The organism is Streptomyces durmitorensis, from assembly GCF_023498005.1.
GTDB lineage: Bacteria > Actinomycetota > Actinomycetes > Streptomycetales > Streptomycetaceae > Streptomyces > Streptomyces durmitorensis.
Window position 1 is genome coordinate 7,153,522 of sequence record NZ_CP097289.1, and the last position, 23,289, is coordinate 7,176,810.

At 70.4% G+C, this 23,289-nt stretch carries 22 protein-coding genes; 11 read left to right on the top strand and 11 right to left on the bottom strand.

Features of this window, described 5'->3' with window-relative positions; genetic code table 11:
* Positions 1 to 23: 23 nt before the first annotated feature.
* The 3 genes from M4V62_RS31905 to M4V62_RS31915 all read right to left on the bottom strand — a co-directional run bounded on the left by M4V62_RS31905 (position 24) and on the right by M4V62_RS31915 (position 2,421).
* Positions 24 to 1,181, bottom strand: coding sequence for a S1 family peptidase (locus M4V62_RS31905; protein WP_249590651.1), 1,158 nt, complete (start codon positions 1,179 to 1,181; stop codon positions 24 to 26).
* Between the two features lie 68 nt (positions 1,182 to 1,249).
* Positions 1,250 to 1,486 carry a hypothetical protein gene (locus tag M4V62_RS31910; protein WP_249590652.1) on the bottom strand — a complete coding sequence of 79 codons (237 nt, stop codon included), beginning with the start codon at positions 1,484 to 1,486 and terminating at the stop codon, positions 1,250 to 1,252.
* A gap of 167 nt (positions 1,487 to 1,653) precedes the next feature.
* Positions 1,654 to 2,421 (bottom strand): SDR family NAD(P)-dependent oxidoreductase, encoded by a 768-nt coding sequence (locus M4V62_RS31915; RefSeq protein WP_249590653.1) that lies wholly within the window; start codon positions 2,419 to 2,421, stop codon positions 1,654 to 1,656.
* A 161-nt stretch (positions 2,422 to 2,582) separates the two neighbouring features.
* Here M4V62_RS31915 and M4V62_RS31920 point away from each other — a divergent pair, with 161 nt between their 5' ends.
* The 5 genes from M4V62_RS31920 to M4V62_RS31940 all read left to right on the top strand — a co-directional run bounded on the left by M4V62_RS31920 (position 2,583) and on the right by M4V62_RS31940 (position 7,926).
* A complete protein-coding gene (locus M4V62_RS31920) occupies positions 2,583 to 4,022 on the top strand; it encodes an alkaline phosphatase PhoX (RefSeq protein WP_249590654.1) in 1,440 nt (479 codons plus the stop codon).
* A gap of 166 nt (positions 4,023 to 4,188) precedes the next feature.
* Complete coding sequence (locus M4V62_RS31925; RefSeq protein WP_249590655.1) at positions 4,189 to 5,772, top strand: TROVE domain-containing protein; 1,584 nt, start codon at positions 4,189 to 4,191, stop codon at positions 5,770 to 5,772.
* A gap of 83 nt (positions 5,773 to 5,855) precedes the next feature.
* Positions 5,856 to 6,500: a GntR family transcriptional regulator gene (locus M4V62_RS31930; RefSeq protein WP_249590656.1), complete on the top strand. Its 645-nt coding sequence runs from the start codon at positions 5,856 to 5,858 to the stop codon at positions 6,498 to 6,500.
* 17 nt (positions 6,501 to 6,517) lie between these two features.
* Entirely contained in the window at positions 6,518 to 7,540 is a 1,023-nt protein-coding gene (locus M4V62_RS31935) for a 1-aminocyclopropane-1-carboxylate deaminase (RefSeq protein WP_249590657.1), read from the top strand.
* A 158-nt stretch (positions 7,541 to 7,698) separates the two neighbouring features.
* Complete coding sequence (locus tag M4V62_RS31940; RefSeq protein WP_249590658.1) at positions 7,699 to 7,926, top strand: CarD family transcriptional regulator; 228 nt, start codon at positions 7,699 to 7,701, stop codon at positions 7,924 to 7,926.
* Between the two features lie 79 nt (positions 7,927 to 8,005).
* On the opposite strand, the gene M4V62_RS31945 is transcribed toward M4V62_RS31940, so the two are convergent.
* The 7 genes from M4V62_RS31945 to M4V62_RS31975 all read right to left on the bottom strand — a co-directional run bounded on the left by M4V62_RS31945 (position 8,006) and on the right by M4V62_RS31975 (position 15,554).
* The gene (locus tag M4V62_RS31945) at positions 8,006 to 9,235 is read right to left on the bottom strand and encodes a TerD family protein (protein WP_249593097.1); all 1,230 of its coding nucleotides are present in this window, start codon (positions 9,233 to 9,235) and stop codon (positions 8,006 to 8,008) included.
* A 143-nt stretch (positions 9,236 to 9,378) separates the two neighbouring features.
* Positions 9,379 to 10,368 carry a zinc-dependent alcohol dehydrogenase family protein gene (locus tag M4V62_RS31950; RefSeq protein WP_249590659.1) on the bottom strand — a complete coding sequence of 330 codons (990 nt, stop codon included), beginning with the start codon at positions 10,366 to 10,368 and terminating at the stop codon, positions 9,379 to 9,381.
* Positions 10,365 to 11,234 (bottom strand): carbohydrate ABC transporter permease, encoded by an 870-nt coding sequence (locus tag M4V62_RS31955; protein WP_249590660.1) that lies wholly within the window; start codon positions 11,232 to 11,234, stop codon positions 10,365 to 10,367. The genes M4V62_RS31950 and M4V62_RS31955 overlap by 4 nt, the downstream gene beginning before the upstream one ends.
* Positions 11,231 to 12,184 carry a carbohydrate ABC transporter permease gene (locus tag M4V62_RS31960; protein WP_249590661.1) on the bottom strand — a complete coding sequence of 318 codons (954 nt, stop codon included), beginning with the start codon at positions 12,182 to 12,184 and terminating at the stop codon, positions 11,231 to 11,233. The genes M4V62_RS31955 and M4V62_RS31960 overlap by 4 nt, the downstream gene beginning before the upstream one ends.
* On the bottom strand, positions 12,181 to 13,554 hold the full coding sequence (locus M4V62_RS31965; protein WP_249590662.1) for an ABC transporter substrate-binding protein: 1,374 nt from the start codon (positions 13,552 to 13,554) through the stop codon (positions 12,181 to 12,183). The genes M4V62_RS31960 and M4V62_RS31965 overlap by 4 nt, the downstream gene beginning before the upstream one ends.
* Before the next feature lie 154 nt (positions 13,555 to 13,708).
* Positions 13,709 to 14,479, bottom strand: coding sequence for a DeoR/GlpR family DNA-binding transcription regulator (locus tag M4V62_RS31970; RefSeq protein WP_249590663.1), 771 nt, complete (start codon positions 14,477 to 14,479; stop codon positions 13,709 to 13,711).
* Positions 14,480 to 14,744: 265 nt separating this feature from the next.
* Positions 14,745 to 15,554 (bottom strand): NAD-dependent epimerase/dehydratase family protein, encoded by an 810-nt coding sequence (locus tag M4V62_RS31975; RefSeq protein WP_249590664.1) that lies wholly within the window; start codon positions 15,552 to 15,554, stop codon positions 14,745 to 14,747.
* Positions 15,555 to 15,826: 272 nt separating this feature from the next.
* On the opposite strand from M4V62_RS31975, the gene M4V62_RS31980 reads away from it, so the two are divergent.
* From M4V62_RS31980 to M4V62_RS31990, 3 genes are all read left to right on the top strand, one after another.
* Positions 15,827 to 16,780 (top strand): 5-dehydro-4-deoxyglucarate dehydratase, encoded by a 954-nt coding sequence (locus tag M4V62_RS31980; RefSeq protein ID WP_249590665.1) that lies wholly within the window; start codon positions 15,827 to 15,829, stop codon positions 16,778 to 16,780.
* A complete protein-coding gene (locus tag M4V62_RS31985; protein WP_249590666.1) occupies positions 16,777 to 17,943 on the top strand; it encodes a hypothetical protein in 1,167 nt (388 codons plus the stop codon). The genes M4V62_RS31980 and M4V62_RS31985 overlap by 4 nt, the downstream gene beginning before the upstream one ends.
* Positions 17,944 to 18,045: 102 nt before the next feature.
* Positions 18,046 to 19,395, top strand: a complete 1,350-nt coding sequence (locus M4V62_RS31990) for a S28 family serine protease (protein WP_249590667.1) — start codon at positions 18,046 to 18,048, stop codon at positions 19,393 to 19,395.
* Here M4V62_RS31990 and M4V62_RS31995 read toward each other — a convergent pair.
* Positions 19,370 to 20,578, bottom strand: a complete 1,209-nt coding sequence (locus tag M4V62_RS31995) for an MFS transporter (RefSeq protein ID WP_249590668.1) — start codon at positions 20,576 to 20,578, stop codon at positions 19,370 to 19,372. The two genes, M4V62_RS31990 and M4V62_RS31995, sit on opposite strands and share 26 nt — an antisense overlap.
* Positions 20,579 to 20,756: 178 nt before the next feature.
* Between M4V62_RS31995 and M4V62_RS32000 the strand changes: the two genes are divergently transcribed.
* From M4V62_RS32000 to M4V62_RS32010, 3 genes are all read left to right on the top strand, one after another.
* Positions 20,757 to 21,344, top strand: a complete 588-nt coding sequence (locus M4V62_RS32000) for a TIGR03086 family metal-binding protein (RefSeq protein ID WP_249590669.1) — start codon at positions 20,757 to 20,759, stop codon at positions 21,342 to 21,344.
* 209 nt (positions 21,345 to 21,553) lie between these two features.
* On the top strand, positions 21,554 to 22,378 hold the full coding sequence (locus M4V62_RS32005) for an HAD family acid phosphatase (RefSeq protein WP_249590670.1): 825 nt from the start codon (positions 21,554 to 21,556) through the stop codon (positions 22,376 to 22,378).
* A gap of 158 nt (positions 22,379 to 22,536) precedes the next feature.
* Positions 22,537 to 23,289, top strand: a complete 753-nt coding sequence (locus M4V62_RS32010) for a CPBP family intramembrane glutamic endopeptidase (protein WP_249590671.1) — start codon at positions 22,537 to 22,539, stop codon at positions 23,287 to 23,289.

Here is a 23,289-nt window from a genome sequence, read left to right on the forward strand (position 1 = left end):
CCCTCCTCTCGTGGTGAGGCCGGTCAGGCCAGCTGCTCGGAGACCTCGACCCGCAGCAGCGCGCGGACGTTCTCGAGGTGGTTGAGCACCGTCACGGTGGACGATCCGGCGAACAGCAGCCCCATCGCGACGTTGTCGAGCGAGGTCACCAAGGACCCCGAGTCGCCGCCCGCGGAGATGTTCGTCGTCAGGATCTGGTCCTTGAAGCGGGCCGTGCCCGCCGTGCCGTAGTTGACGTCGATGGTCGCGTCGACGGCGATGATCCGGCCGAAGGAGATGTTGGTCGTACGGCCGGTCTTCTTCACCTGGTCGCCGACCGCGACGTTCGCCTTGCGGCGCCAGGCGCGCGGCGCACCGCTGAAGTACGTCTCACGGGTCGCGTCCTGGAAGTCGACGGTGCCAAGGGCCGCGTCGACGACGTTGTTGTGACGCTCCAGCGGAATCTGCGGGGCGAACTGGATCGTGATGAAGCGCTCCAGGGTCGCGATGCGGTCGGCCGGGTCCTGGCCGCCGTCGAAGACGCCCGGCTGCACGATCGCGCTGCCGAGCTGCGCGCGGTTGGAGTCGGCCAGCACGTGGTTGTTGGAGAGGATGTAGAACTTCGCCGGTACGCCGAGGCCGGGGCCCGGCGGGTCGACGGCGGCGCCGGGCAGGAAGTCGTAGACCACACTGCCGAGCGTGCCGGCCGTCACGCGTACGTTGCCGACCGATGCGCCGGAGGGGCACGGGCGCATGCGGCGCTTGAGAAGCTGCGGCTCGAACGCGCCGAGCCCGCCGAGCTCCTGGAGCTGGGGCTGCGACAGGCCCGCGAGCTGTTCGCTCACGCTGCCGTCGGGGCCGTAAACCGCCGAGGAGCGGTCATCGGCGCGGGAAGACTGGCGCTGCTGCCGCTGCGCGGCGACATGGCCGACCGCGACGATGTCGGTGGGGGTGCCGTCGTCCATCTGGCGCGGGACGACGTCCCGCTCCGGGAGCATGGACTCCGGGACCTTCTGGGTGACGAACACGATGACGGCCGGTTCGCCGGTGGGCTGTCCCTCGGTCCACTTCACGCCGTGGCCGAAGCCGACGACGTTGGCCAGCGGCGACTGGGGCCGCAGGAAGTCGGATGTCGCCTGCTGGCGGGAGCTGTCACTGAGCTGACCGCCGGTGGGTCCTCGCATCAATTCGGGCTGGCTCACGCCAGACCACCTCTTCGCCTTCATTGCCGGGTCGGAGTTCCGGTCCGTGCTCTGTCCTGGGCCTTGTCCTAGGCCTGGGCCTGGGCGTCGACGCCGCCGATCGCGAGTACGCGCACGGGGACGCCTTCGAGCACCGCCGGAACCACGTCTTCGTCACGGAGCCGGTCACGGGGAACTTTGCGGGTGACGAAGACGACGATCACGTCCGTACCCGAGTTCTCGTCCCTCCCGGTGCCGACACCGGTGACATTGGCCAGCTTCATCAGCCGGTCCTCATGGAGACTGCGTGCCTGCTGTGCGTCCACGCGGCTCGCCTCCCCCTACGGGTGATGCACGTAGGGGATGTCTATTGCCGTGTGGAGGGCGGGTCAAGGCGTTCTGCACGAAATCTTGGCTTTGCGGGTGATCCGTTCCTGTTGACCTTGTCTACGAAGATTCTTCCAACCCGTGGCCCCCGTGCGTCGTTTCCCTTTCACGTGCGCAGATGCGAAGCGCCGTTGAGGTCCAGGACCGTGCCGGACGCCCACTCCGCGACCGGCGAGGCGAGCCAGAGGACCGCCGCGGCGATCTCGTCCGCCGTGCCCGCGCGCCCGAACGGGCTCTGCGCGCGGATCGCGGCCCCCTCGTCCCCGCTCAGCCGGTGCGCGACCCGCTCCGTCTCGAAGAAGCCGGGCGCCACCGACGCCACCGCGATCCCGTACGGCGCGAGCGACACCGCGAGGGACTGTCCGAGCGCGTGGACGGCCGCCTTGGTCGCTCCGTAGGCCGGGTGGTCGGGCTCCCCGCGGAACGCGCCGCGCGAGCCGATGTTCACGATCCGGCCGCCCGTGCCCTGGTCGATCATCCGGCGGGCCGCCAGGTGACTGAGGTTCGCCGTGGCCAGGAGGTTCACCGACACGTGCCGCTGCCAGAGGGCCGCCCAGTCCTCGTACGACGTGTCGGCGAGGGGATGCGGCAGGTTCACGGCGGCGTTGTTGACCAGGACGTCCAGACCGCCGAGGGCGGTGGCGGACCGCCCCGCGACGTCCGCCGCGCCCGACGGATCCGAGAGGTCCCCGCCCACCAGCGCGTGGCCCTCACCCTTGAGCGAGGCGAGCGTCGCGCGCGCTTCCTCCTCGCGCGAGCCGTAGTGCACGGCGACGCGGTCGCCGTTCTCGGCGAAGGCCTGCGCGAGGGCTCTCCCCAGGCCTCGGGAGGCTCCGCTGATCAGGACACGGCGGCCGGTGGCTGGCAGGTTCATGGAAGGAAGCCCCTTGATGTCGGACAGCGTTCAACCGCCGTTTATACGTGAGCGGGAACGTGACGCCGACAGCAGCCCGGCCGAGAATCGAACGCAGGCCGAGAGTCGCAGCACGTGCACAGTCAGCCCGTAGCCCGCTCGTACGCGCCTCAGGAGACATCATGTCGCTCACTCGCAGGGACTTCGCCAGACGCTCCGCGGTCACCGGCGCGGGGGTCGCCCTTGCCGGCAGCGTCGGCGCACTCGCCACCGCGCCCGGCGCGCTCGCCGCCCAGGAGACGACGGAGGACGGGGCCGACATGCTCGGCGGCGCCTTCGGCTACGGCCCCCTCGTCCCCGACCCCGAGGGCCTGCTCGCACTGCCCGCCGGATTCTCGTACCGCGTCCTGACCCACAGCGGAAAGACCAAACTGGAGACCGGCGAGTTCACGCCCTCCAACCACGACGGCACGGCCACCTTCGAGGGCCCGCGCGGCGTCACGCTGCTCGTCAACAACCACGAGCTGAGCGGCCCCCGCTCCAAGTGGAAGCACCCGGTCCCGCTCACCGAAGGCCTCGTCTACGACCCGGCCGCGTCCGGCGGCTGCACCGTCGTCGAGGTCCGCCGCGGCGGACACGTCGCCGAGTGGGTCGGCATCGCGGGCACCGCCACCAACTGCGCGGGCGGCAGCACTCCTTGGGGCACCTGGCTCACCTGCGAGGAGACCGAGGAGAAGGCCGGCCAGAACGGCATGACCAAGGACCACGGCTACGTCTTCGAGGTCGATCCCTACGACAGGCGCGCCAACCGGGCACCCAAGCCGATCAAGGCCCTTGGCCGCTACGCCCACGAAGCCGTCGTCGTCGACCCCAGGCGCGGCCACCTCTACCTCACCGAGGACGCCTCAGGACCCAACGGCCTGCTCTACCGCTGGACCCCTCCGCACGGCTTCAAGCACGGCCGCGGCAAGCTGCGTACCCTCGCCGACGACGCGGGCGTCCTGAAGGCGCCCAAGTGCTACGACTCCGGCGGCCGTTTCGTGGACGACCTGTCCCGCGCCACCAGGATCGGCACGGTCTACGGCGTGGACTGGGTCGAGGTCCCGGACCGCGACGCCCGCACGGTCCCGGTGCGCCAGCAGTTCGACGACGGCGACATCACGCGTGCCCGCAAGCTCGAAGGCATGTGGTGGGGTGACGGCGGCGTCTACATCGTCGCCTCGTTCGCCCGCGACGAGAGCCCCGCCCCGCACGACGGACAGGTGTGGTTCTACCACCCCTCGCGCCGCACCCTGACCCTGAAGGTGCTCCTCGGCGTCAACCCGGACCCCGGCAAGGACGGCGCCTTCGACGGCCCGGACAACATCACCGTCTCCCCGTACGGCGGCCTGGTCATCGCCGAGGACGGCGAAGGCATCCAGCACCTCTTCGGGGCGACCGAGCACGGCCGTACGTACCCGATCGCGCGCAACGAACTCAACGCGGGCACACCCGAGAAACCCTCCTACAGCGAGTTCACCGGCGTCACCTTCTCGCCCGACGGCAAGACGCTCTACGCCAGTATCCAGACACCCGGCATCCTGCTGGCGATCACCGGACCGTGGCGGCGCCAACGCCACTGACCGCGGTCGTGACTGACCGCGGTCGTGCCGAAAAAGAATTGGTGCCCCGCCAATTCAATCTCCTAAAGTGAAACTCCTTCCGGTGCGCGGGCAGCGGCTACTTCCTCTCAAGAAATCACGCCGCATCCCTTTCTGATCTCGGAAGAATCATTTCGGGGGAATTCACATGGCACGCTTCAACACCAAGTCCGCGAAGGCGCTCGTCACTTCCGTCGTGAAGTCGACCGGGCGCACCGCGCCGACCCAGCAGGGCGGCCGAGGTCACCTGCGTGACCCGCGCTCCGAGCTCTTTCTGCTCGCGGTGGCGAATTTCGTTTCCCAGCAGACCTTTTACGAGAACGGCGGCGACCGCGACGACCGTTTCTCCGCGCTCGTGCGACGCCTCGCCGTCGAGGACCCGGAGTGGACCGCGGGCCTCCTCGGCTGGCTGCGCGGCGACGGCAACATGCGGACGGCATCGATCGTCGGCGCCGCCGAGTACGTCAAGGCGCGCCTCGACGCCGGCGCCACCGAGGGCCCCGCGAACCGCGAGGTCGTCGCCTCCGTGCTGCGCCGCCCGGACGAGCCCGGCGAGCTGCTCGGGTACTGGACGGCGACGTACGGCCGCAACGTCCCCAAGCCCGTGAAGCGGGGCATCGCGGATGCCGTGCGCCGCCTGTACGGCGAGAAGGCGCTGCTCAAGTACGACACGGCGTCCAAGGGTTACCGCTTCGGCGACATCCTCAACCTCGTGCACGCCGCGCCCGACCCGGACAGGCCGTGGCAGGGCGACCTCTTCCGGTACGCGCTCGACCGCCGCCACCACCCCGACACGGCCATGCCGCCCGCGTCCGCCCGCATCCTGGCCGCGCACCGCGAGCTGATGGCGGTGCCGGTCGCCGAGCGGCGCGCGGTGGTGACCGGCGCGGGCGGCGCGGAGCGGCTCGCCTCGGCGGGCATGACCTGGGAGGCGCTCGCGGGCTGGCTGCAGGGGCCGATGGACAAGGCGGCCTGGGAGGCGGTCATTCCCTCCATGGGCGCGATGGCACTCGTGCGCAACCTGCGGAATTTCGACGAGGCAGGCGTCTCGGACGAGGTGGCGGGCGTCGTCGCGGCGAAGCTCTCGGACCCGGTACAGGTCGCGAGGTCGCGGCAGTTCCCCTTCCGCTACCTCGCCGCCTACCAGCACGCGCCGTCGCTGCGCTGGGCGTACCCGCTGGAGCAGGCGCTCGGCCACTCGCTGGGCAACGTGCCGGCGCTGCCCGGCCGTTCACTGATCCTGGTCGACCGTTCGGGCTCGATGTGGTCGCCGCTCTCGGACCGCTCGCAGCTCAACCGCGCGGACGCGGCCGCGGTCTTCGGCACGGCGCTCGCGCTGCGGGCGGCGGACGCCGACCTGGTCGAGTTCGGCACGAGCAGCGCCAAGGTGAGGTACCGCAAGGGCGAGTCCGTCCTGAAGGTCCTTGAGCGGTTCGGCAGCCTCGGCGGCACGAACACCACCGAGGCGGTGCGCCGCTTCCACAAGAACCACGACCGCGTCCTGATCGTCACCGACGAGCAGGCGACGTACCACCACTACGGCGACCCGACCGAGCAGGTTCCGGCGCACGTCCCGGTCTACACCTGGAACCTGGCGGGATACCGGGTGGGCCACGGCGCGTCCGGCACGGGCAACCGCCATGTGTTCGGCGGCCTTTCGGACGCGGCGTTCCGGATGGTGGCGCTGCTCGAGGCGGGGGCTTCGAGCGATTGGCCGTGGGCGCGGAAGTGAGGGTACGGCTCAGGTGAGGAGACGACTGAAGTGAGGGCAAGACCCTTGTGCGCGCCGGGAATTGGTATCTAACATTTCAGTGCATGGGAGCCATGCAACCGGTGCGCCGCACCCTCCTCAGGGACCAGGCGTACACATCGATCCGTGACGCGATCGTCGGCGGGGACATCCCGCCGGGCAGCGTGGTGCGGGACGCCGACCTCGCCGCCTCGCTCGGCCTGTCGCGCGCTCCCGTCCGCGCTGCGTTCTCGCGGCTCGTGGACGAAGGCCTCCTGGAGTCCAAACCGCAGAGCCACACCCGTGTGACGGCGCTGGACGAGGCAGGCGTCAGGGACGCGGCGGCCGTCGTCCGCGCCATGCACGAACTCGTCGCCCGCGGCGCGGTGCCCCGCCTGGAGCCCGCGCACCTCTACGCGATGCGTGATGCAAGCCGCCGGTTCGCGGCGGCCGTCGCGGCCGGCGACGTGGAGGGGGCCCTGCGGGCCGACGACGACCTGCACGGCGTCCTCGTCGCGGCCTGCGGCAACCACGCGGCCACGGCCACCATCACCCGGTACACCCCCCTCATCCGCCGCCTGGAGAGGCAGCGCTTCGGTGAGGGCGTGACCTGCGGCTCCGCCGAGCTGCACGAGCGCCTCATCGACGCGTGCGCGGACGGCGACCCGGAGGCGGCGGTGGCCGTCACCACGGAGATCTGGCGCGTCCTGGAAGAGCTCGCCCACCCCTGAACCCGCCGGAGGCCCCCGTGCCCGCACCCCTCGACTCCTACGCCCGCTACCCCCTCCTCTTCGGCCCCTCACCCGTCCACCCCCTGGACCGCCTCACCCACCACCTCGGCGGCGCCGCGCTCTGGGCCAAGCGGGAGGACTGCAACTCCGGCATCGCGTACGGCGGCAACAAGACGCGCAAGCTGGAGTTCCTCGTCGCCGACGCGCTCGCGCAGGGCTGCGACACCCTCGTGTCGATCGGCGGCGTCCAGTCCAACCACACCCGCCAGGTCGCGGCCGTCGCCGCCCGCGCCGGACTCAAGTGCGTGCTGATCCAGGAGAGTTGGGTCGACTGGCCCGACTCCGTGTACGACAAGGTCGGCAACATCCTCATCAGCAGGCTCGCGGGCGCCGACGTACGCCTCGTACGCGCCGGATTCGGCATCGGCATCAAGGAGAGCTGGGAGCGGGCGGTGCGCGAGGTCGAGGAGGCGGGCGGCAGGCCGTACGCCATCCCGGCCGGCTGCTCCGAGCACCGTCTGGGTGGTCTGGGCTTCGCGCGCTGGGCGTACGAAGTGGCGGAGCAGGAAGCGGAACTTGGGGTCTTCTTCGACACCGTCGTGGTCTGCTCGGTGACCGGGTCCACGCAGGCGGGGATGGTCGCCGGTTTCGCCGCGCTCGCGGAGGAGGGCGAGCGCCCGCGCCGTGTCCTGGGCATCGACGCATCCGCCGATCCCGACCGCACCCGCGAGCAGATCGCCAGGATCACCCGCGGGACGGCCGAACTCATCGGCGTGCAGGCAGAGGTGAAGGACGCCGACATCGAGCTCGACGCGCGCTATCACGCGGGCACCTACGGCCTCCCCGACGAGGCGACCCTCGACGCGATGCGGCTCGCGGCCCGCACGGAGGGCATGGTGACCGACCCGGTCTACGAGGGGAAGTCGATGGCCGGGATGATCGACCTGGTGGACAGGGGAGAGATCGCGCGCGACGCGACCGTGCTCTACGCCCACCTCGGCGGGCAGCCCGCGCTGAACGCCTACAGCGCCTTGTTCTGACCGAGGGGCGCCTGGGGCACACATGTGCGCGCGGTGCCACGGAGCAACTACGTAACGCTACGGGGAACGGGAAATTGTGTGTCGGTTTGATGCCGATGTGAGGACCGTGTGAGGTCGGAGCATGGTGCGTCGGGGTCCGGAGGGCGCATACTCAGAACATGACGAGGCCCCCCGGTACCCGACGCCACCTGCCGAACAGCCCCTTTAACGTTCCGCCGCCCCCCGCACCGCCCATCGAGCAGTTCGCCGTGGGCGACCGGGTCTCGCACGACCAGTACGGACTCGGGCGGATCGTCGGAGTCGAAGGCGAGGAAGCGGTGGTCATCGACTTCGCAGGCCGCCAGGGACGGTTCCTGAGCCCGTACCCCAAGCTGTCCAAGCTCTGATTCCCTGATCTGCGTACGACAAAGGGGCGGCCGCCGGGAGAACCCTCCCGGCGGCCGCCCCTGCTCACTCCCGCCGCGGCTACAGCGCCTGCGCCGCGGGCTTCACCATTCCGCGCACGGTCCGTGACTTCACGAAGTCGCCCATCGCGGTCATTTCCCACTCTCCGGTGAACTGCTTGATGAGCTTGGCCATCATCACGCCCGTCTGCGCCTCCGCGTTCGTGAGGTCGAAGCGGACCAGCTCCTCGCCCGTCGCCGCGTCCAGAAGGCGGCAGTACGCCTTGGCGACGGCCGTGAACTTCTGGCCCGAGAACGAGTTCACCGTGAAGACGAGACCCGTCACGTCCTGCGGCAGACGGCCCAGGTCCACGACGATCACCTCGTCGTCACCGCCGCCCTCGCCCGTGAGGTTGTCGCCGGAGTGCTTGATCGCGCCGTTCACGATCGACAGCTTGCCGAAGTAGCAGCTGTCCACGTGGTTGCGCTGCGGGCCGTACGCGATGACGGAGGCGTCCAGGTCGATGTCCTTGCCGCCGTACGCGGGCTCCCAGCCGAGACCCATCTTGACCTGCGAGAGCAGCGGCTTGCCGCCCTTGACCAGGGACACGGTCTGGTTCTTCTGGAGGCTGACCCGGCCCTTGTCCAGGTTGATCTTCCCCGCGCCGGGCGCGGGCGGCGCCGGGGGAGCCGCGGGCGCTGCCGGGGCGGCGAGGCGGGGGTCGGCGACCGGCGGGGGCGGGCCCTGGACCGGGGCGCCGGACGGGGGCGCCATCGGGGCGGCGGGCGCGGCGGCGGCCGGAGCGGCCGGGGCCGCGGGCTCCTCGACCGAGACGCCGAAGTCGGTCGCGATGCCCGCCAGGCCGTTCGAGTACCCCTGGCCGACGGCGCGCGCCTTCCACGCGCCGTTGCGCAGGTAGACCTCGACGATCACCAGGGCGGTCTCGCCGCCGAGCTGCGGGGGCGTGAACGTGGCGAGGACGGAACCGTCGTCCGCGTTGCGGATGGTGGCGGTGGGCTCGACGCCCTGGAAGGTCTGGCCCGCCGCGTCCGGGCTGGCGGTGACGACGATCTTCTCGATGCCGGCGGGCACGGCCGTGGTGTCCACCGTGATCTTGTCGGGGGTCGTGCCGCCCCCCGACTGGTAGGTGACACCGGGCCCGGAGGGCTGGTTGAAGAAGATGAAGTCGTCGTCGGAGCGCACCTTGCCGTCGGCGGTGAGCAGCAGGCCCGATACGTCGAGCCGCACCGGTGCGGCGACGTCCACCGCTACGCGAGTGGCGGTGAGAGGGATGTTCGAGCCGGGGGTCATAGCTGTCATGCATGGGGTAACGAACGTCCCGGCTTTGCCGTTCCCTTACCCGCGGAAGTTTCTTTTCCTTGCCCCCAGAACGCCGGACGGGCTGGATCTCAGCCCGTCCGGCGTTTGAGGACGAACTCGGCGAAGCCGGTGATCTACGGCACCACCACGATCTTCCGGCCCACCCCGGAGGCGAACCGCTCGAGCGCCTGCGGATAAGAGTCCAGCGGCATCCGATCACTGATGAACACATCAGGATCCAGCACACCCGCGGCGAACAGCTCCGCCGCCCGCTCATAGCTGTGGAGCACCGCCATCGACCCGGTGATGGTGATCTCCTGGTTGTAGATGCGGTACGGATCGATGCTGACCCGCGTCGCGTAGTCGGCCACCCCGAACTGCAGGAACGTTCCCGCCTTGGCGACCCGCCCGAGGCCGTCCTGGATCGCCGCCGCGTTCCCGGTGGCGTCGACCACGATGTCCCACCCCTGGGGCCGGTCGAGCTCGTCCGCCCCGGCGGCCGACCCCGAGACGCCCAGCTGCCGCGCCGTGGCGAGGCGGTCCGGGTTGAGGTCCACGACGTCCACGCTCGCCGCTCCCGTCCGCTTGGCGAGCTCCAGCATCATCAGGCCCATCGTCCCGGAGCCGTAGATCAGGACGTGGGCGCCGAGCTGGGCCCGCAGGACGTCATAGCCGCGCACCGCGCACGACAGGGGCTCGATGAGGGCCGCGTCCTGGGTGCGTACGTTCTCGGGGAGCCGCACACAGTTGGCGACGGGCGCGACCGCGTACTGGGCGGCGCCGCCCGCGGTGGTGACGCCGATCGCGGCCCAGCGCTCGCAGAGGTTGTTGTGGCCGGTGCGGCAGTAGCGACACTCGTAACAGTAGAGCGAGGGGTCGACGGCGACGCGGTCGCCGACCGCGAGCTCGGTGACCTCGCGGCCGAGCCCCACCACCTCCCCGGCGAACTCGTGCCCCGGCACCACCGGCAGTGTGGGCGCGAACTCGCCCTGCAGGATGTGCAGATCGGTCCCGCACAGTCCGCACGCGGCGACCTCGACGACGACATCGCGCGGCCCCGGGGTGGGGTCGGGCACCTCGCCGACGACGGCTTTGCCGACGGACTCGATGATGGCGGCCTTCACTTGACGGCTCCCAACGACAGGCCCTGGACCAGCTTGTCCTGGGCGGCGAACCCCGCGGCGAGCACCGGCAGGGAGATCACGAGCGACGCGGCGCACACCTTCGCCAGGAACAGGCCCTGGCTGGTGATGAAGCCGGTCAGGAACACGGGCGCGGTCTGGGCGACGACGCCCGTGAGCACTCGGGCGAAGAGGAGTTCGTTCCAGCTGAAGATGAAGCAGATCAGGGACGTCGCCGCGATCCCCGGCAGCGCGATGGGGGCCACCACGCGCGTGAGGATGGTGGGCAGGCGCGCCCCGTCGATCTGCGCGGCCTCGATGATCGCGACCGGCACCTCGGCGAGGAAGGACTGCATCATCCACACCGCGATCGGCAGGTTCATCGACGTGTAGAGGATGACCAACAGCCAGATGTTGTCGAGCATGTCGGTGTTCTTCGCGAAGAGATAGATCGGCAGCAGTCCCGCCACGACCGGCAGCATCTTCGTCGACAGGAAGAAGAACAGGACGTCCGTCCACTTCTTCACCGGCCTGATGGACAGCGCGTACGCGGCAGGGAGCGCCAGGAGCAGCACGAGTAGCGTCGACGCGACCGACGCCACGGTCGAGTTGATGAGCGAGGGCCAGGGGCTCGCGCCGCCGCCCGCGCCGAAGAAGTCGCGGTAGCCGTCCAGGGTGAGCGAGGCGGCGAGCGAGGGCGGATTGGTCGCGGCGTCCTCCTCCGAGTGGAAGGAGGTCAGCGCCATCCAGGCGATGGGCAGGAAGAACAGGATTCCGGCCAGCCAGGCGGCCAGGCCGAGGCCCGCGGAGCCCCGGATCTTCAGCGGGGTCCGGGTGCGTGGCTTGTCACGCGTCACGGCAGTGCTCATGAGCGGGACGCCTCCTCACGGAACAGGGACGAGACGACCCGCAGCGCGAAGGTCGCGATGATGAGGGAACCGATGACGACGAGGACGCCGGCGGCGGACGCCAGGCCGTTCTCGTGGGCCTGGTAGAAGCTCTGGTAGACGGTGTAGGGCAGGTTGGCCGTGCCGAGGCCGCCCGAGGTGATCGTGAAGACGGCGTCGAAGTTCTGCACGATGTAGATCGAGCCGAGCAGCGACCCCAGCTCCAGATAGCGGCGCAGATGCGGCAGCGTCAGATAGCGGAACACCTGCCAGGGCCCCGCGCCGTCCATGCGGGCCGCCTCGACGAGTTCACTGTCGCGGCTCTGCAGCCCGGCGAGCAGGATCAGCATCATGAAGGGCGTCCACTGCCAGATCAGGGAGGCCTCGATGGCGATCAGCGGGGTGTTCGACACCCAGTCGGGCTGGGTCGCGCCGTCACCGCCCACCCAGTGGAGCAGGCCGTTGAAGAGGCCGTACTCGGGGTTGTAGAGCACGTGCTTCCACAGCAGCGCGGCGGCCACCGGAACGAGCAGGAACGGCGCTATGAGCAGCGTGCGGACCACACCCCGGCCCCGGAACCTCCGGTCCAGGAGCAGGGCGAGCCCGAGCCCGATGACGAGGCTCGCGATGACCACGGTGGCCGTGAGCACGATGGTCGTCAGGACCGACTTGCGCAGGTCCGGATCGGTGAGGACCTCGGAGTAGTTGTCGAGTCCCGCGAAGCTGCGGGCGTCGGGGTAGAGGGCGTTCCAGTCGAAGAAGGAGATCACCAGCGTGGCCACGAAGGGCAGCTGGGTCACCACGACCATGAAGATCAGGGCGGGCAGGAGAGGGGCCCTGGTGGCCCAGGCGCGCAGCCTTCCTGGCGCCTTGGGCCCGGGGGCGCGCGCGGTCTTGGGCGCGACGGTGGGGGTACTCGCGGTGGCGGTCATCGTCCCTCGTACTCCTCGGCGATCTTCTCGGCGAGCTTCTGTGACTTCTTGAGGGCCGATTCGACGGACTGGCGCCCGGCGATGGCCGCGCTGATCTCCTGGGAGACCTTCGTGCCGAGGTCGGTGAACTCGGGGATGCCGACGAACTGGATGCCGGGCGCGGGCCGGGGCTGCACGCCGGGATCGGTCGGCCGAGCGCCTTCGATGGCGTCGTGGGTGACGTCCTGGAAGGCGGCGGCCTCCTTGCGGTAAGCGGGGTTGTCGTACGTCGAAGCCCGCTTGCCCGCGGGGACGTTGGACCAGCCGATCTTCTCGCCGACCAGCTGCTCGTACTCCTTGCTTGACGCCCAGGAGACGAACTTCCAGGCCTTGTCGGGGTTGCGCGAGGCCTTCTGCAGGCCCCATGCCCAGGTGTAGAGCCACCCGGAGCTCTTGGTCTTCTCCACGGGCGCGGGTACGTAGCCGATCTTGCCCTTGACCGGGGACTTGGCGGACTCCAGCGAACCGGCGGCGGCCGTGGCGTCGTACCACATGGCGGTCTTGCCCTGGGTGAGGTTGTTCAGGCACTCGGCATAGCCGGACTGGGCGGCTCCGGACTCGCCGTGCTCGCGAACGAGGTCCACGTAGAAGCGAGTTGCCTTCTCGAACTCGGGGGAGTCGAGGCGCGCCTTCCACCCCTTGTCGAACCACGTCCCTCCGAAGGTGTTCACCACGGTGGTCAGGGGCGCGATCAACTCGCCCCAGCCCGGGAGTCCGCGCAGACAGATGCCCTTCATCCCGGACTCGACGCCGGCGTCTTCGACGTCACCCGCGAGCTGCGCCACCTGCTTCCAGGTGGGGTGCTTAGGCATGGTGAGACCGGCCTTCTTGAACACGTCCTTGCGGTACATCAGGAAGGACGACTCTCCGTAGAAGGGCTGTCCGTAGAGCTTGCCGTCGTCGCCCGTGAGCGACTGGCGCATGGACGGCAGTACGTCCTTCTCGTCGTACGCCTTGTCCTTGCGGGTGTACGAGCCGAGCTCGTGCAGCCAGTCGTTCTTGGCGTAGATCGGGATCTCGTAGTTGCTGAGCGTGGCGACGTCGTACTGGCCCGCCTGGTTGGCGAAGTCCTGGCTGATCTTGTCGCGGACGTCGTTCTCGGGCAGGACCGTGAAGTTCACCTTGATGCCCGTTTCCTTGGTGAAGTGGGCGGCGGTGAGCTTCTGCAGTTCGACCATCTGCGGGTTGTTCACCATCAGTACGTTGATGGAGTCGCCGCCTGAACCGGTCCCGCCCGCCCCGGCCCAGCAGCCGGAGAGCAGCGGGGCAAGCAGCGTCCCTGCGGCTGCCGCGGCGAGTGCGCGCGGCCTCCGTCGGCTCTGGGTTCGCATGAATGCTCCTGGACGTATGGGGACGTATGGGGTGGGAGGAGGTGTGTGGGGGTGTGCGGGGGTGCGTCTTGGGTGCATGGGGGCGTGCGGGATCACGGGAGGTGCCGGCGTGCGGCGGGTGAGGGCTGAGCGGGGGAGGGCGAGCGGGGGTGAGTCAGACGCGGATGACCTGCGGGCCCTGGAGGGAGTAGCGGTGGGCCTCGGACGCGGGCAGCTGCGTGCTCGTGACGATGGCCTCGAGCTCGCCGACGTGCCCGAACCTGCAGAAGCTGGTCGCCCCGAACTTGGTGTGCACGCCCGTGAACACCGTGCGCCGTGACGCGCGGATGGCCTGCGTCTTCACCTCGCTGACGGCGGGGTCGGGCGTGGTCAGGCCGTGCTCGCGGGAGATGCCGTTCGCCCCGATGTACGCGAGGTCGATCACGAACCCGGCCAGCATGCGCGTCGTCCAGTGGTCGACGGTCGCGAGGGTGCCGGGGCGGACGCGGCCGCCGAGCAGGAGGACGGACATGTTGTCGGCCTCGGCGAGGGCGCCCGCGGTGGCCAGGGACGCCGTGACGATGGTCAGCGGGCGGCCCTTGGCGGCCTCCGGGAGCGCCTCGGCGATGAGCTGCGGGGTGAAGCCCTCGTCGACGAAGACCGTTTCGGCGTCGCCCAGGAGTTCGGCGGCGGCGGTGGCGATCCGCCGCTTTTCGGGGACGTGCATGGTGGTGCGGAACGCGAGGGTGGTCTCGAAGCCCGCGCTCTCCACGGGGTAGGCGCCGCCGTGGGTGCGGCGGACCAGGCCGTGGTCCTCCAGGGCGCGGAGGTCACGGCGGACGGTCTCCTTGGCGACGCCCAGTTTGGTGGCGAGCGCGGTGACGTCCACGGAGCCGGAGGTCCGTGCTGCCCGGACGATTTCCCGCTGGCGCTCTTCCGCGGTCATGGGTGCCGCCTCTTTCCCTCGCTGTGCCCGTTCGGGCCCTGGTGGAAAGTTCTACAGCGGGGGACGGTGTGTGAACAGGCTCGAAACCGGGGCGATGATGCCCGCTTCTGCCCGCTTGGCGGGGCGACGGCCTGTGTGCCGGGGGACAGGGGTGCCCGTTCGGGGGGTGCGGTCTGCCCGTTCGGTGCCCGTATGCGGGCTGAGGCGGCTCGGCGCACCCCACCGGACGGCTGGTTTCAGCCTGTCGTGCTGCCGTGGGGAGCTCTCAGTACGGCCACACCGGAGGGTTCGTGCAGAAGTGGCCCCCCAGATGCGCGTGGTCCGGGTTCGCGGGGTCCAGTTCCCCCTGCTCGGCGACGAGCTTGTCCGCGTACTGCTCGGAGTCGTCCCGCGGTTCGTAGCCGAGCGCGCGCGCCGACGAGAGGTCCCACCACAGGCGCGTGTTCGCGGACGAGCCGTACACCACCGTGTGCCCCACCGCGGGAGCGGTCAGCGCCGCGTGGAAGAGGCGGGCGCCGTCACCGGGGCTCATCCAGACCGACAGCATCCGCACGCTCGACGGCTCCAGGAAGCACGAACCGATCCGCACCGAGACCGTCTCGATCCCGTGCTTGTCCCAGTAGAACTGGGCGAGATCCTCGCCGAAGGACTTCGAGAGGCCGTAGAAGGTGTCGGGCCTGTGCGGCGCGTCCACCGCGATCAGCGGATCGTCGCCGACGGGCCGCGGCGTGAACCCCACCGCGTGGTTCGACGACGCGAAGACGACACGGCCCACGCCTTCCTCGCGCGCCGCCTCGTAGAGGTTGTACGTCCCCTCGATGTTCGCCCGCAGGATCTTGTCGAAGGAGGCCTCCAGGGAGATCCCCGCGAGGTGGACGACCGCGTCCACGCCCCGCACGGCCTCCCGCAGCGCCTTCTTGTCGGCGAGGTCCGCCGTGATCGCGTCCGGCTCGCCCTCGATGGGCCGCACGTCGAGCAGCCGCAGGTCGTAGCCGTAGGCCGGGAGCAGTCCCCGCATCAGGGTGCCGAGGCCGCCTGCGGCGCCGGTGAGCAGGACGGTGCGGGGAGCGGGCATGAGGGGGTCTCCTCGGATCAGCGGCTGCGGTCGCGTGTGCGCACATTCGTGTGTACGTATATTCGCGTGTACGTACAGCATTCACATGTGTGGACACGCTAGGGATCAACGCCTCGTCGCGTCAAGTGTCGTACGGAGGCGGGGAATCCGCTCTTGAAATCGCGGTTCTCTTGCCGACCTTGCTGCTTGACCGGGGCTCAGAGGGCAGCTTAGCGTGGGTGCGTTCAGAAATATGGACGTGGATCAGAAACGTGCACGCTAAGGGAGAGCCCGTGACGTCAGCACCCCTCGCCGCTCGACTCGACATCCCCAGCGGGCCGCTGTTCTTCCCGGTCACCGCCTACGGCCTCGACGGCTCCATCGACCTCGACGTCTTCCGCGCGCACGTGCGCGCGGGGATCGAGGCGGGTGCCGCCGCCGTGTTCGCCTGCTGCGGCACCGGCGAGTTCCACGCCCTGACGCCCGAGGAGTTCGGGGCGTGCGTCACCGCCGCCGCCGAGGAGTCGGCGGGACGGGTGCCGGTGGTCGCGGGCGCCGGGTACGGTACCGCGCTCGCCGTGCGGTACGCGAAGATCGCCGAGGAGGCGGGCGCGGACGGGCTGCTCGCGATGCCGCCCTACCTCGTCGTCGCCGGGCAGGAGGGCCTGCTGCGGCACTACGCCGAACTGGCCGCGGCGACCTCCCTCGACACCATCGTCTACCAGCGCGACAACGCCGTGTTCACTCCGGAGACCGTGGTCGAGCTCGCCCGCACCGAGGGCATCATCGGCTTCAAGGACGGCCTCGGCGACATGGACCTGATGCAGCGCATCGTCAGCGCCGTGCGCACGGAAGTCCCGGAGGAATTCCTCTACTTCAACGGCCTGCCCACCGCCGAGCTGACCGGGCTCGCCTACCGCGGCATCGGCGTGACGCTCTACTCGTCGGCGGTCTTCTGCTTCGCGCCCGACATCGCGCTCGCCTTCCACCGTGCCTTCAACTCCCGGACCGCCGAGGGCGACGCCCTCGTGAACCGCCTCATCGACGGCTTCTACCGGCCCTTCGTGGAGCTGCGCGCCGAGGGGCGCGGGTACGCCGTCTCCCTCGTCAAGGCGGGCGTACGCCTGGCGGGGCTCGACGTCGGCGGCGTGCGGACGCCGCTGCACGAACCCGCCGACGAACACATCAAGCGCCTGGCCGAACTGACCGAGCGCGGGCGCGCCCTGCTGCGGGAGGAGAGCGCATGAGGGCCTCCGCCTTCCTGTACCCCTGGGACGTCGTCGGCGACCCCGCGGCGCCCGCGCGCGTCGCGGACCTCGGCGTCCAGCAGGTCACCCTCGCCTCCGCCTACCACTCCACGCGCGCGCTGACCCCCCGCCACCCCCGCCACCGCATCGTCACGGCCGAGCACGCCGCGGTCCTGTACGAGCCCGGTGACCGGTGGCAGGGACGCGAGCTGCGTCCGTACGCGGCCGGGGCCTGGGCCCCGGGCGATGCCTACGGAGAGGCCGCCGACGCGCTGGCGGCCGCCGGGCTCGACGTGCACACCTGGGTCGTCCTCGCCCACAACTCCCGTATGGGCGCCGACCATCCGGGCACCTCCGTCGTCAATGCCTACGGAGACCGCTACCCCTGGGCGCCCTGCATCGCACAGCCCGCCACGCGCGCGTACCTCGTCGACCTCGCGGCGGAGGCTGCCGTGCGCCCCGGTGCGCGCGGCACCGAACTGGAGTCCCTCGGCTGGTACGGCCTCGCGCATCTGCACGCCCACGACAAGATCGCGGGAGTGCCGCTCGGGGAGGCCGGGCAGTACCTGATGTCGCTGTGCTTCTGCGCGGACTGCCGTGCGGGGTACGCGCAACAGGGACTCGCCCCCGACGAGTTGGCGGCCGAAGTCCGCCGCGCCCTGGAACCCGTGTGGCGCGGCGACGAACCCCCCGGCGGCTGGCAGGCGGTGGAGAAGCTCATCGGCGCCGAGACGGCCAACGCCACGCGCGCGTGGCGCGAGGAAACCGCACGCACGCTCCAGGAGGCGGCGATCGCGGCCGTGCGTGCCGCCGCCCCGGACGGCTTCCGGGTGCTGCTGCACGCCGACCCGGTGGCGTACCACTGCGGCGCCAACGCCGGAGTCGACCCGGAGCACGTCCTCTCCGTGGCCGACGGCGTGGTCGTGCCCTGCACGGGCGGCGCGCAGGCGCTTGCGCCCTTCAATGAACACCGCACGGCCCGCACCACCCTCGCCGCGAACCTCACGGTCGTCTCCGGCATGGGCGGCAACCCAGCCACCCTGGCCGCCGACGCCGCGCACGCGGCCACCCTTGGCGCGGACGAACTGCGGCTCTACCACGCGGGGCTGGCATCCGGCGCGGATCTCGCGCAGGTGACCAAGGCCCTCGCCCACCTCAAATAGCCTCTGTCGCACCGTAAGTGGAAGCGGTTACCATCCGCGCACCACACCACCGTCGCCCCAGCCACGAGCGGACGGGCGGCGACAAGAGGACGAGGAGACAAGGTGCGCAACAAGGGGATATCCGCGCTGGTCTGTGCCGGATTCATGGCCGGCGCGGCCGTGCTCGGCGGGGCAGCACCCGCGGCCGCGCAGGGCGACGCGAGACCGGCGGCGGACGCCAAGGCCGACATCCGGGAGCAGTTGGAGAAGATCCCCGGCATGAAGGTCGTCTCCGTGGCCGACAGGGAGGGCTACCCCCTCTACTCGCTCACGTACGCCCAGCCCGTCGACCACGGAAACCCCCGCGCCGGTACGTTCACCCAGCGCGCCACGCTCTGGCACAAGGCCACGGACAAGCCGACCGTCCTCTACACCGGCGGATACACCCTGGCGTCCAACACCACCGCCCTCACCAAGCTGATCGACGGCAACCAAGTCAGCATCGAGCACCGCTACTTCGAGCAGTCCCGTCCCTCGGGCGCCGCCGGTTCGGACTGGTCCAAGATGACCGTCCAGCAGGAGGCCGCCGACGAGCACCGCCTCACCCAGGCGCTGCGCGGCATCGAGAAGGGCAAGTGGCTCGGCACGGGCGCCAGCAAGGGCGGGATGACGGTGACGTACCACGAGCGGTTCTACCCCGGCGACCTGGACGCGGTCGTCGCGTTCGTGGCGCCCAACGACGCGAACAACAAGGACGACAGCGGCTACGAGCGGTTCTTCAGGACGGTGGGGACGGCCGAGTGCCGGAGCGCGCTCAACGCCGTGCAGCGCGAGATGCTGCTGCGCCGTGAGGCGCTGATCCCCAAGTTCGAGGCGGACGCCAAGGCCAACGGCGACACCTTCGAGGAGACGCTCGGCACCACCGACCGCGCCTACGAGTTCGCCGTGCTCGACCAGGTGTGGAACTTCTGGCAGAGCGGCACCGTCGACAACTGCCCGACCGTGCCCGACGCCAAGAAGGCAACCGACGACGAGCTCTACGACTGGTCGAAGGGGCACGGCTTCAGCGTCTACCAGGACGAGACGCTCGGCACGAACGGCACCGGCCCCTACTACCGCCAGGCCGCCACCCAACTCGGCTGGGCCGACCTGAAGTTCAAGCACCTCAAGGACGTCCGCCACTACCCGGACATCTACCAGCCCAACTCGGTGCTTCCCGAGGCGATGCGCGGCTCGTACAACAACAGGACCATCGCCGACGTGGACCGCTGGGTGAAGACCCGCGGCCAGCGGATGATGTTCATCTACGGCGAGAACGACCCGTGGAGCGCGGAGAAGTTCACCCCGAGCCACCGCGACTCCTACCGCTACGAGGTCCCCGGCTCCAACCACGGCGCCTCCATCGCCAAACTGCCCGCCGCCGAACAGGCCGAGGCCATCGCGACCATCAAGCGCTGGGCCGACGTGAAGTAGCGGGCCGCGAACGGGACATGAACAGGGGCGCGGCGATCAGGAGCCGTGCCCCTGCGAGGACCGGCAGCAGGACCCGGTAGTCGACGGTCTCGACGAGGGCCGCGCCCATGGCGATGCCCACTGCCGTCGGCGTGAACATCAGCGTGTTCGCCGTCGCCGCCACGCGTCCGATGAGGGCCTGCGGTGTCTCGCGCTGCACCGCCGTCATGCCCGCGATCAGCACGCACGGCAGCCCCAGACCGTTGGCGAGGCTGCCCGCCAGGGCCGTCGCGTCGTACGGCAGCGCGTGCAGGACCACGGCGAGCGCGGTGAGCGCGATGCCCGCCCCGCCGAAGCGGCGCCCTCCGAAGCGGCGCATCAGCGTGCCCGAAGCGACGCCCACCGCCACCGACCCCGCGCCCTGCACGACGTACAGCACGCCCGTGTACGCGGGGGAGCGGCCGAGTCCCTCCACGACCGCGTAGATCGCCGCCCCGCTGATCCCCGACGTCAGCATCGTCAGGCCGCCCGCGAGGACGAGGGGGCGCAGCTGCGGGCTGTTCCACAAGTGGCGTGCCCCCTCCGCGGTCTGCGCCCGCCAGCCCGACGCGGCGCGCACCGGCACGTCCTCCCGCACCCGCAGCAGCGTGAACATCCCTGCCGCGAGTACGAAGGTGGCGGCGTCCAGGAGCGCCACCCGGGCGCCTCCGAAGGCGGCGAAGAGACCGGCTCCGGCGAGCGGAGCGATGAGCTTCATGCCCTCGTTCGCGGACATCCGCAGGCCGTTGAAGTCGCCCGTCAGGTCCTTGCCGACGGCCGCCGTCACCAGGGCCGCCTCCGCCGCGTCGGTGACGGCGCCGCACGCCCCGTACAGGAAGAGCACGGTGTAGAGGATCCACAGGGTGGCCGGGGAGTCGACGAACACCAGGGACGTCAGGAGAGCGCCCAGGGCCAGGTTCGTGCCGATGAGCAGGGGGACGCGGCGGGTGCGGTCGGCGATCGTGCCCAGGAGGGGGCCGATCAGAGCTGGGGCCCAGAGGGCGAAGGTGCAGAGGGCGGCCAGGCCGTCCGAGCCGGTCAGTTCCTTCACCCAGATCCCGGAGACCAGCCACATCGCGGAGCTCCCGAAGCCGGAGACCACCACCGCGGCCAGACAGAGGCTCGCGTCGCGGTTGCGCAGGACCCGCGTGATCGTGGATGTCATGGCAGGTGATGGTGGCGCTAAGGAACCCGGCCGGGCATAGGGCAGGTGCGGTAGACGTGCCCCTCGGATTCGGCGATGAGTTCCGGGCTCCGGGCCGGTCTACAGGGCAGGGCAGCAGGGCAGCAGGGCAGGACAGCAGCGGTCCGTGGGACAGGGCCGCCGAGAAGCGGGAGGATCCATGACGGACATGATCGACTTCGCGCCGCAGGCCCGGCTCGTGGCGGGCATCGCGGAGGGCGTCACCGAATCGCAGCTCTCGGGGCCCACGCCCTGTCCTGAGTACGAGGTGCGCCATCTGCTCGGCCATCTCGTCGGGCTCACGGGCGCGTTCCGGGACGCCGGGCGCAAGGACCTGGGGCCGGGGCTCGACCAGGACCCGGGCAGCGCCGTGCCGGAGCTCGGCCCCGGCTGGCGCACCGACCTGCCGAAGCTGCTCGACGAGCTGGTGGAGGTGTGGCGCGATCCGGCCGCGTGGGAGGGCATGACCCGGGCGGGCGGCCTCGATCTGCCGGGCGCCGTCGCGGGAGCCGTCGCCATGGACGAACTCGTCGTGCACGGCTGGGACTTGGCGCGGGCGACGGGCCAGGCGTACGACCCCGACGAGGCGAGCCTCGGGGTGGCCGAGGCGTTGCTCACGCCCGAGGAGGGCGACACGTCCGGCAACAGCCTGTTCGGGCCCGTGGTTCCGGTGCCGGACGGAGCCCCGCTGCTCGACCGCGTGATCGGTCTCAGCGGGCGGGACCCGGGGTGGTCGCCCGGGGCGTAGGTCGGGGACGCAGGTCAGGGGTGTAGGCCGGGGGCGCGGGCCAGGGACGTAGGCCCAGGCTTTCCCAGGATCGAGTATCGATCGGGTAAAGGGTCTCGCGGGGTACGGAGTGATGCGCGTAGACAGTGCGCGTAGACAGGTGTTGACCTGCTCGAACTTGTCGCCCTGTACACACCCTGAATCTGACTCTGATCCGGAGAAATCGACCTATGCGCAAGTCCCTACGGATGGCCGGGATCGCCACCGCCTGTGCCGTCGCCGGCGCCGCGCTGTACGGCACCGGCGCCGCCACCGCCGACAACGCCTCGGCGCGGCACACCGCCGAACCCCAGAACATCGGCGTGCTCGTCGGCGAGATCGACGACTACTACGGCGCGTACCAGGACGCCGACGGCGTCTGGCGCTCCTCGCCCGACAGTCCGTACGCCAAGGACCTGGCGCGCATCCAGGCGAAGGCGAAGAAGGACATCAGGAAGGCCGCGGCGCACGGCGCGAAGAGCGGCGGTCATGGCGGCAAGGGTGGCGGCCACGGCAAGAAGCCCGCGATCGTGCTCGACGTGGACGACACCTCGCTGCTCAGCTTCGACTACGAGAAGACCACCAACTACACCTACAACAACACCACTTGGGACGCCTATGTGAAGGCGGCCAAGCGCCCCGCCGTCTTCGGCATGCCCGAACTCGTCGAGTACGCCAAGGGCAAGGGCGTCGAGGTCTTCTTCCTCACCGGCCTGAGCGAGTCGCAGCGCGAGGGCGCGGTCACCAACCTCGCCAAGGCCGGGTACGACACGCAGCTGGACCGGCGGCACGTGTTCACCAAGGACAAGACCAACCCGCCCGCCTACCTGAGCGACTGCGCCACCCCTGCCAAGTGGGAGTGCACCACCGTGCAGTTCAAGGAAGGCACCCGCAAGCACATCGAGTCGACCGGCTACGACATCGTCGGCAGCTTCGGCGACCAGGTCTCCGACCTGGCGGGCGGCTACGCGGACAAGACGTACAAGCTGCCGAACCCGACGTACTTCGTGGAGTAGGCCCGGTGCGGGAGTGCCGGTGCCGGTCTCAGGGCCGGTGTCGGCATCGCGAGATAGGTTGCATTCCTGACTAGGTCGCCTTACGGTCTAGGTAGCTCACATGCTCATGGGGCCGCGCGGAACGCCGTCGCGGCCCCTTCGGGAAGGGGGATCCCGCCATGACCGTCTCGCCGGACTTCTCGGCCGCGTCCACGGCCGTCACGGCCGCGCTCGGCGCCTATCTGCTGCTCGGTGAGCCCTGGCTCGGCCGCCGTCTCTATGACTCGCTCGCCCGCCGCCGCGACACCGAACCACGCGCTCTCGTCGGCTATTTCACCTTCGTGCTCGTCTTCTGGTGGCTCTTCGCCGCGCTCGCCCTGCTGGCGCTGCTGCTCTCGCCGGCCATGGCCGCGTCCGACCTCGGCATCGCGGCGCCCGAATCGCCGGTGTCCACGGCCGTCGTCATCGTCGCGGTGGTGGCCGTCACCGTGGTGTCCGGGCGGAAGATGCACGACCTCGCCGAAGGCGGCAGGAACGTGCCGGGGCTCGCCTCCATCCGGGCGATGCTGCCGCGCACGGCACAGGAGCGCCGCCTCGCGATCGCCGTCGCCGTGACCGACGGCATCTGCGCCGAACTCGTCTACCGCGGGCTCCTGATCGCCTTCGGCGTCGGCGTGCTCGGCCTCGACCTCTATGCGGCGGCGGCCCTTTCGGTGCTCGTGTACGCCGTCGCGGGCTTCTACCAGGGCCGCAGTGGTGTCATCGCCTTCGCCGTCGTGGGGGCGCTGCTCGCCGGGCTCTATGTGTCGACCGGGAGCCTGCTGCTGCCCGTCGTCATCCATGTCGCCCTGTCCGTGCGGGACTTGACCCTCCCCGAACCGGAGCCGATCGGTTCCGTGCCCACGTACGAACCGGCCGCGAAGGGCAGCTGA

What these genes read in the sequence shown, in the direction of transcription:
- M4V62_RS31975 (WP_249590664.1), bottom strand. Translation starts at nt 15,554, where the DNA reads ATGCCCGCTCCCCGCACCGTCCTGCTCACCGGCGCCGCAGGCGGCCTC.
- M4V62_RS31945 (WP_249593097.1), bottom strand. Translation starts at nt 9,235, where the DNA reads ATGACCCCCGGCTCGAACATCCCTCTCACCGCCACTCGCGTAGCGGTG.
- M4V62_RS32000 (WP_249590669.1), top strand. Translation starts at nt 20,757, where the DNA reads ATGACGGACATGATCGACTTCGCGCCGCAGGCCCGGCTCGTGGCGGGC.
- M4V62_RS31985 (WP_249590666.1), top strand. Translation starts at nt 16,777, where the DNA reads ATGAGGGCCTCCGCCTTCCTGTACCCCTGGGACGTCGTCGGCGACCCC.
- M4V62_RS31930 (WP_249590656.1), top strand. Translation starts at nt 5,856, where the DNA reads ATGGGAGCCATGCAACCGGTGCGCCGCACCCTCCTCAGGGACCAGGCG.
- M4V62_RS32010 (WP_249590671.1), top strand. Translation starts at nt 22,537, where the DNA reads ATGACCGTCTCGCCGGACTTCTCGGCCGCGTCCACGGCCGTCACGGCC.
- M4V62_RS32005 (WP_249590670.1), top strand. Translation starts at nt 21,554, where the DNA reads ATGCGCAAGTCCCTACGGATGGCCGGGATCGCCACCGCCTGTGCCGTC.
- M4V62_RS31955 (WP_249590660.1), bottom strand. Translation starts at nt 11,234, where the DNA reads ATGAGCACTGCCGTGACGCGTGACAAGCCACGCACCCGGACCCCGCTG.
- M4V62_RS31970 (WP_249590663.1), bottom strand. Translation starts at nt 14,479, where the DNA reads ATGACCGCGGAAGAGCGCCAGCGGGAAATCGTCCGGGCAGCACGGACC.
- M4V62_RS31925 (WP_249590655.1), top strand. Translation starts at nt 4,189, where the DNA reads ATGGCACGCTTCAACACCAAGTCCGCGAAGGCGCTCGTCACTTCCGTC.
- M4V62_RS31940 (WP_249590658.1), top strand. Translation starts at nt 7,699, where the DNA reads ATGACGAGGCCCCCCGGTACCCGACGCCACCTGCCGAACAGCCCCTTT.
- M4V62_RS31960 (WP_249590661.1), bottom strand. Translation starts at nt 12,184, where the DNA reads ATGACCGCCACCGCGAGTACCCCCACCGTCGCGCCCAAGACCGCGCGC.
- M4V62_RS31995 (WP_249590668.1), bottom strand. Translation starts at nt 20,578, where the DNA reads ATGACATCCACGATCACGCGGGTCCTGCGCAACCGCGACGCGAGCCTC.
- M4V62_RS31965 (WP_249590662.1), bottom strand. Translation starts at nt 13,554, where the DNA reads ATGCGAACCCAGAGCCGACGGAGGCCGCGCGCACTCGCCGCGGCAGCC.
- M4V62_RS31915 (WP_249590653.1), bottom strand. Translation starts at nt 2,421, where the DNA reads ATGAACCTGCCAGCCACCGGCCGCCGTGTCCTGATCAGCGGAGCCTCC.
- M4V62_RS31920 (WP_249590654.1), top strand. Translation starts at nt 2,583, where the DNA reads ATGTCGCTCACTCGCAGGGACTTCGCCAGACGCTCCGCGGTCACCGGC.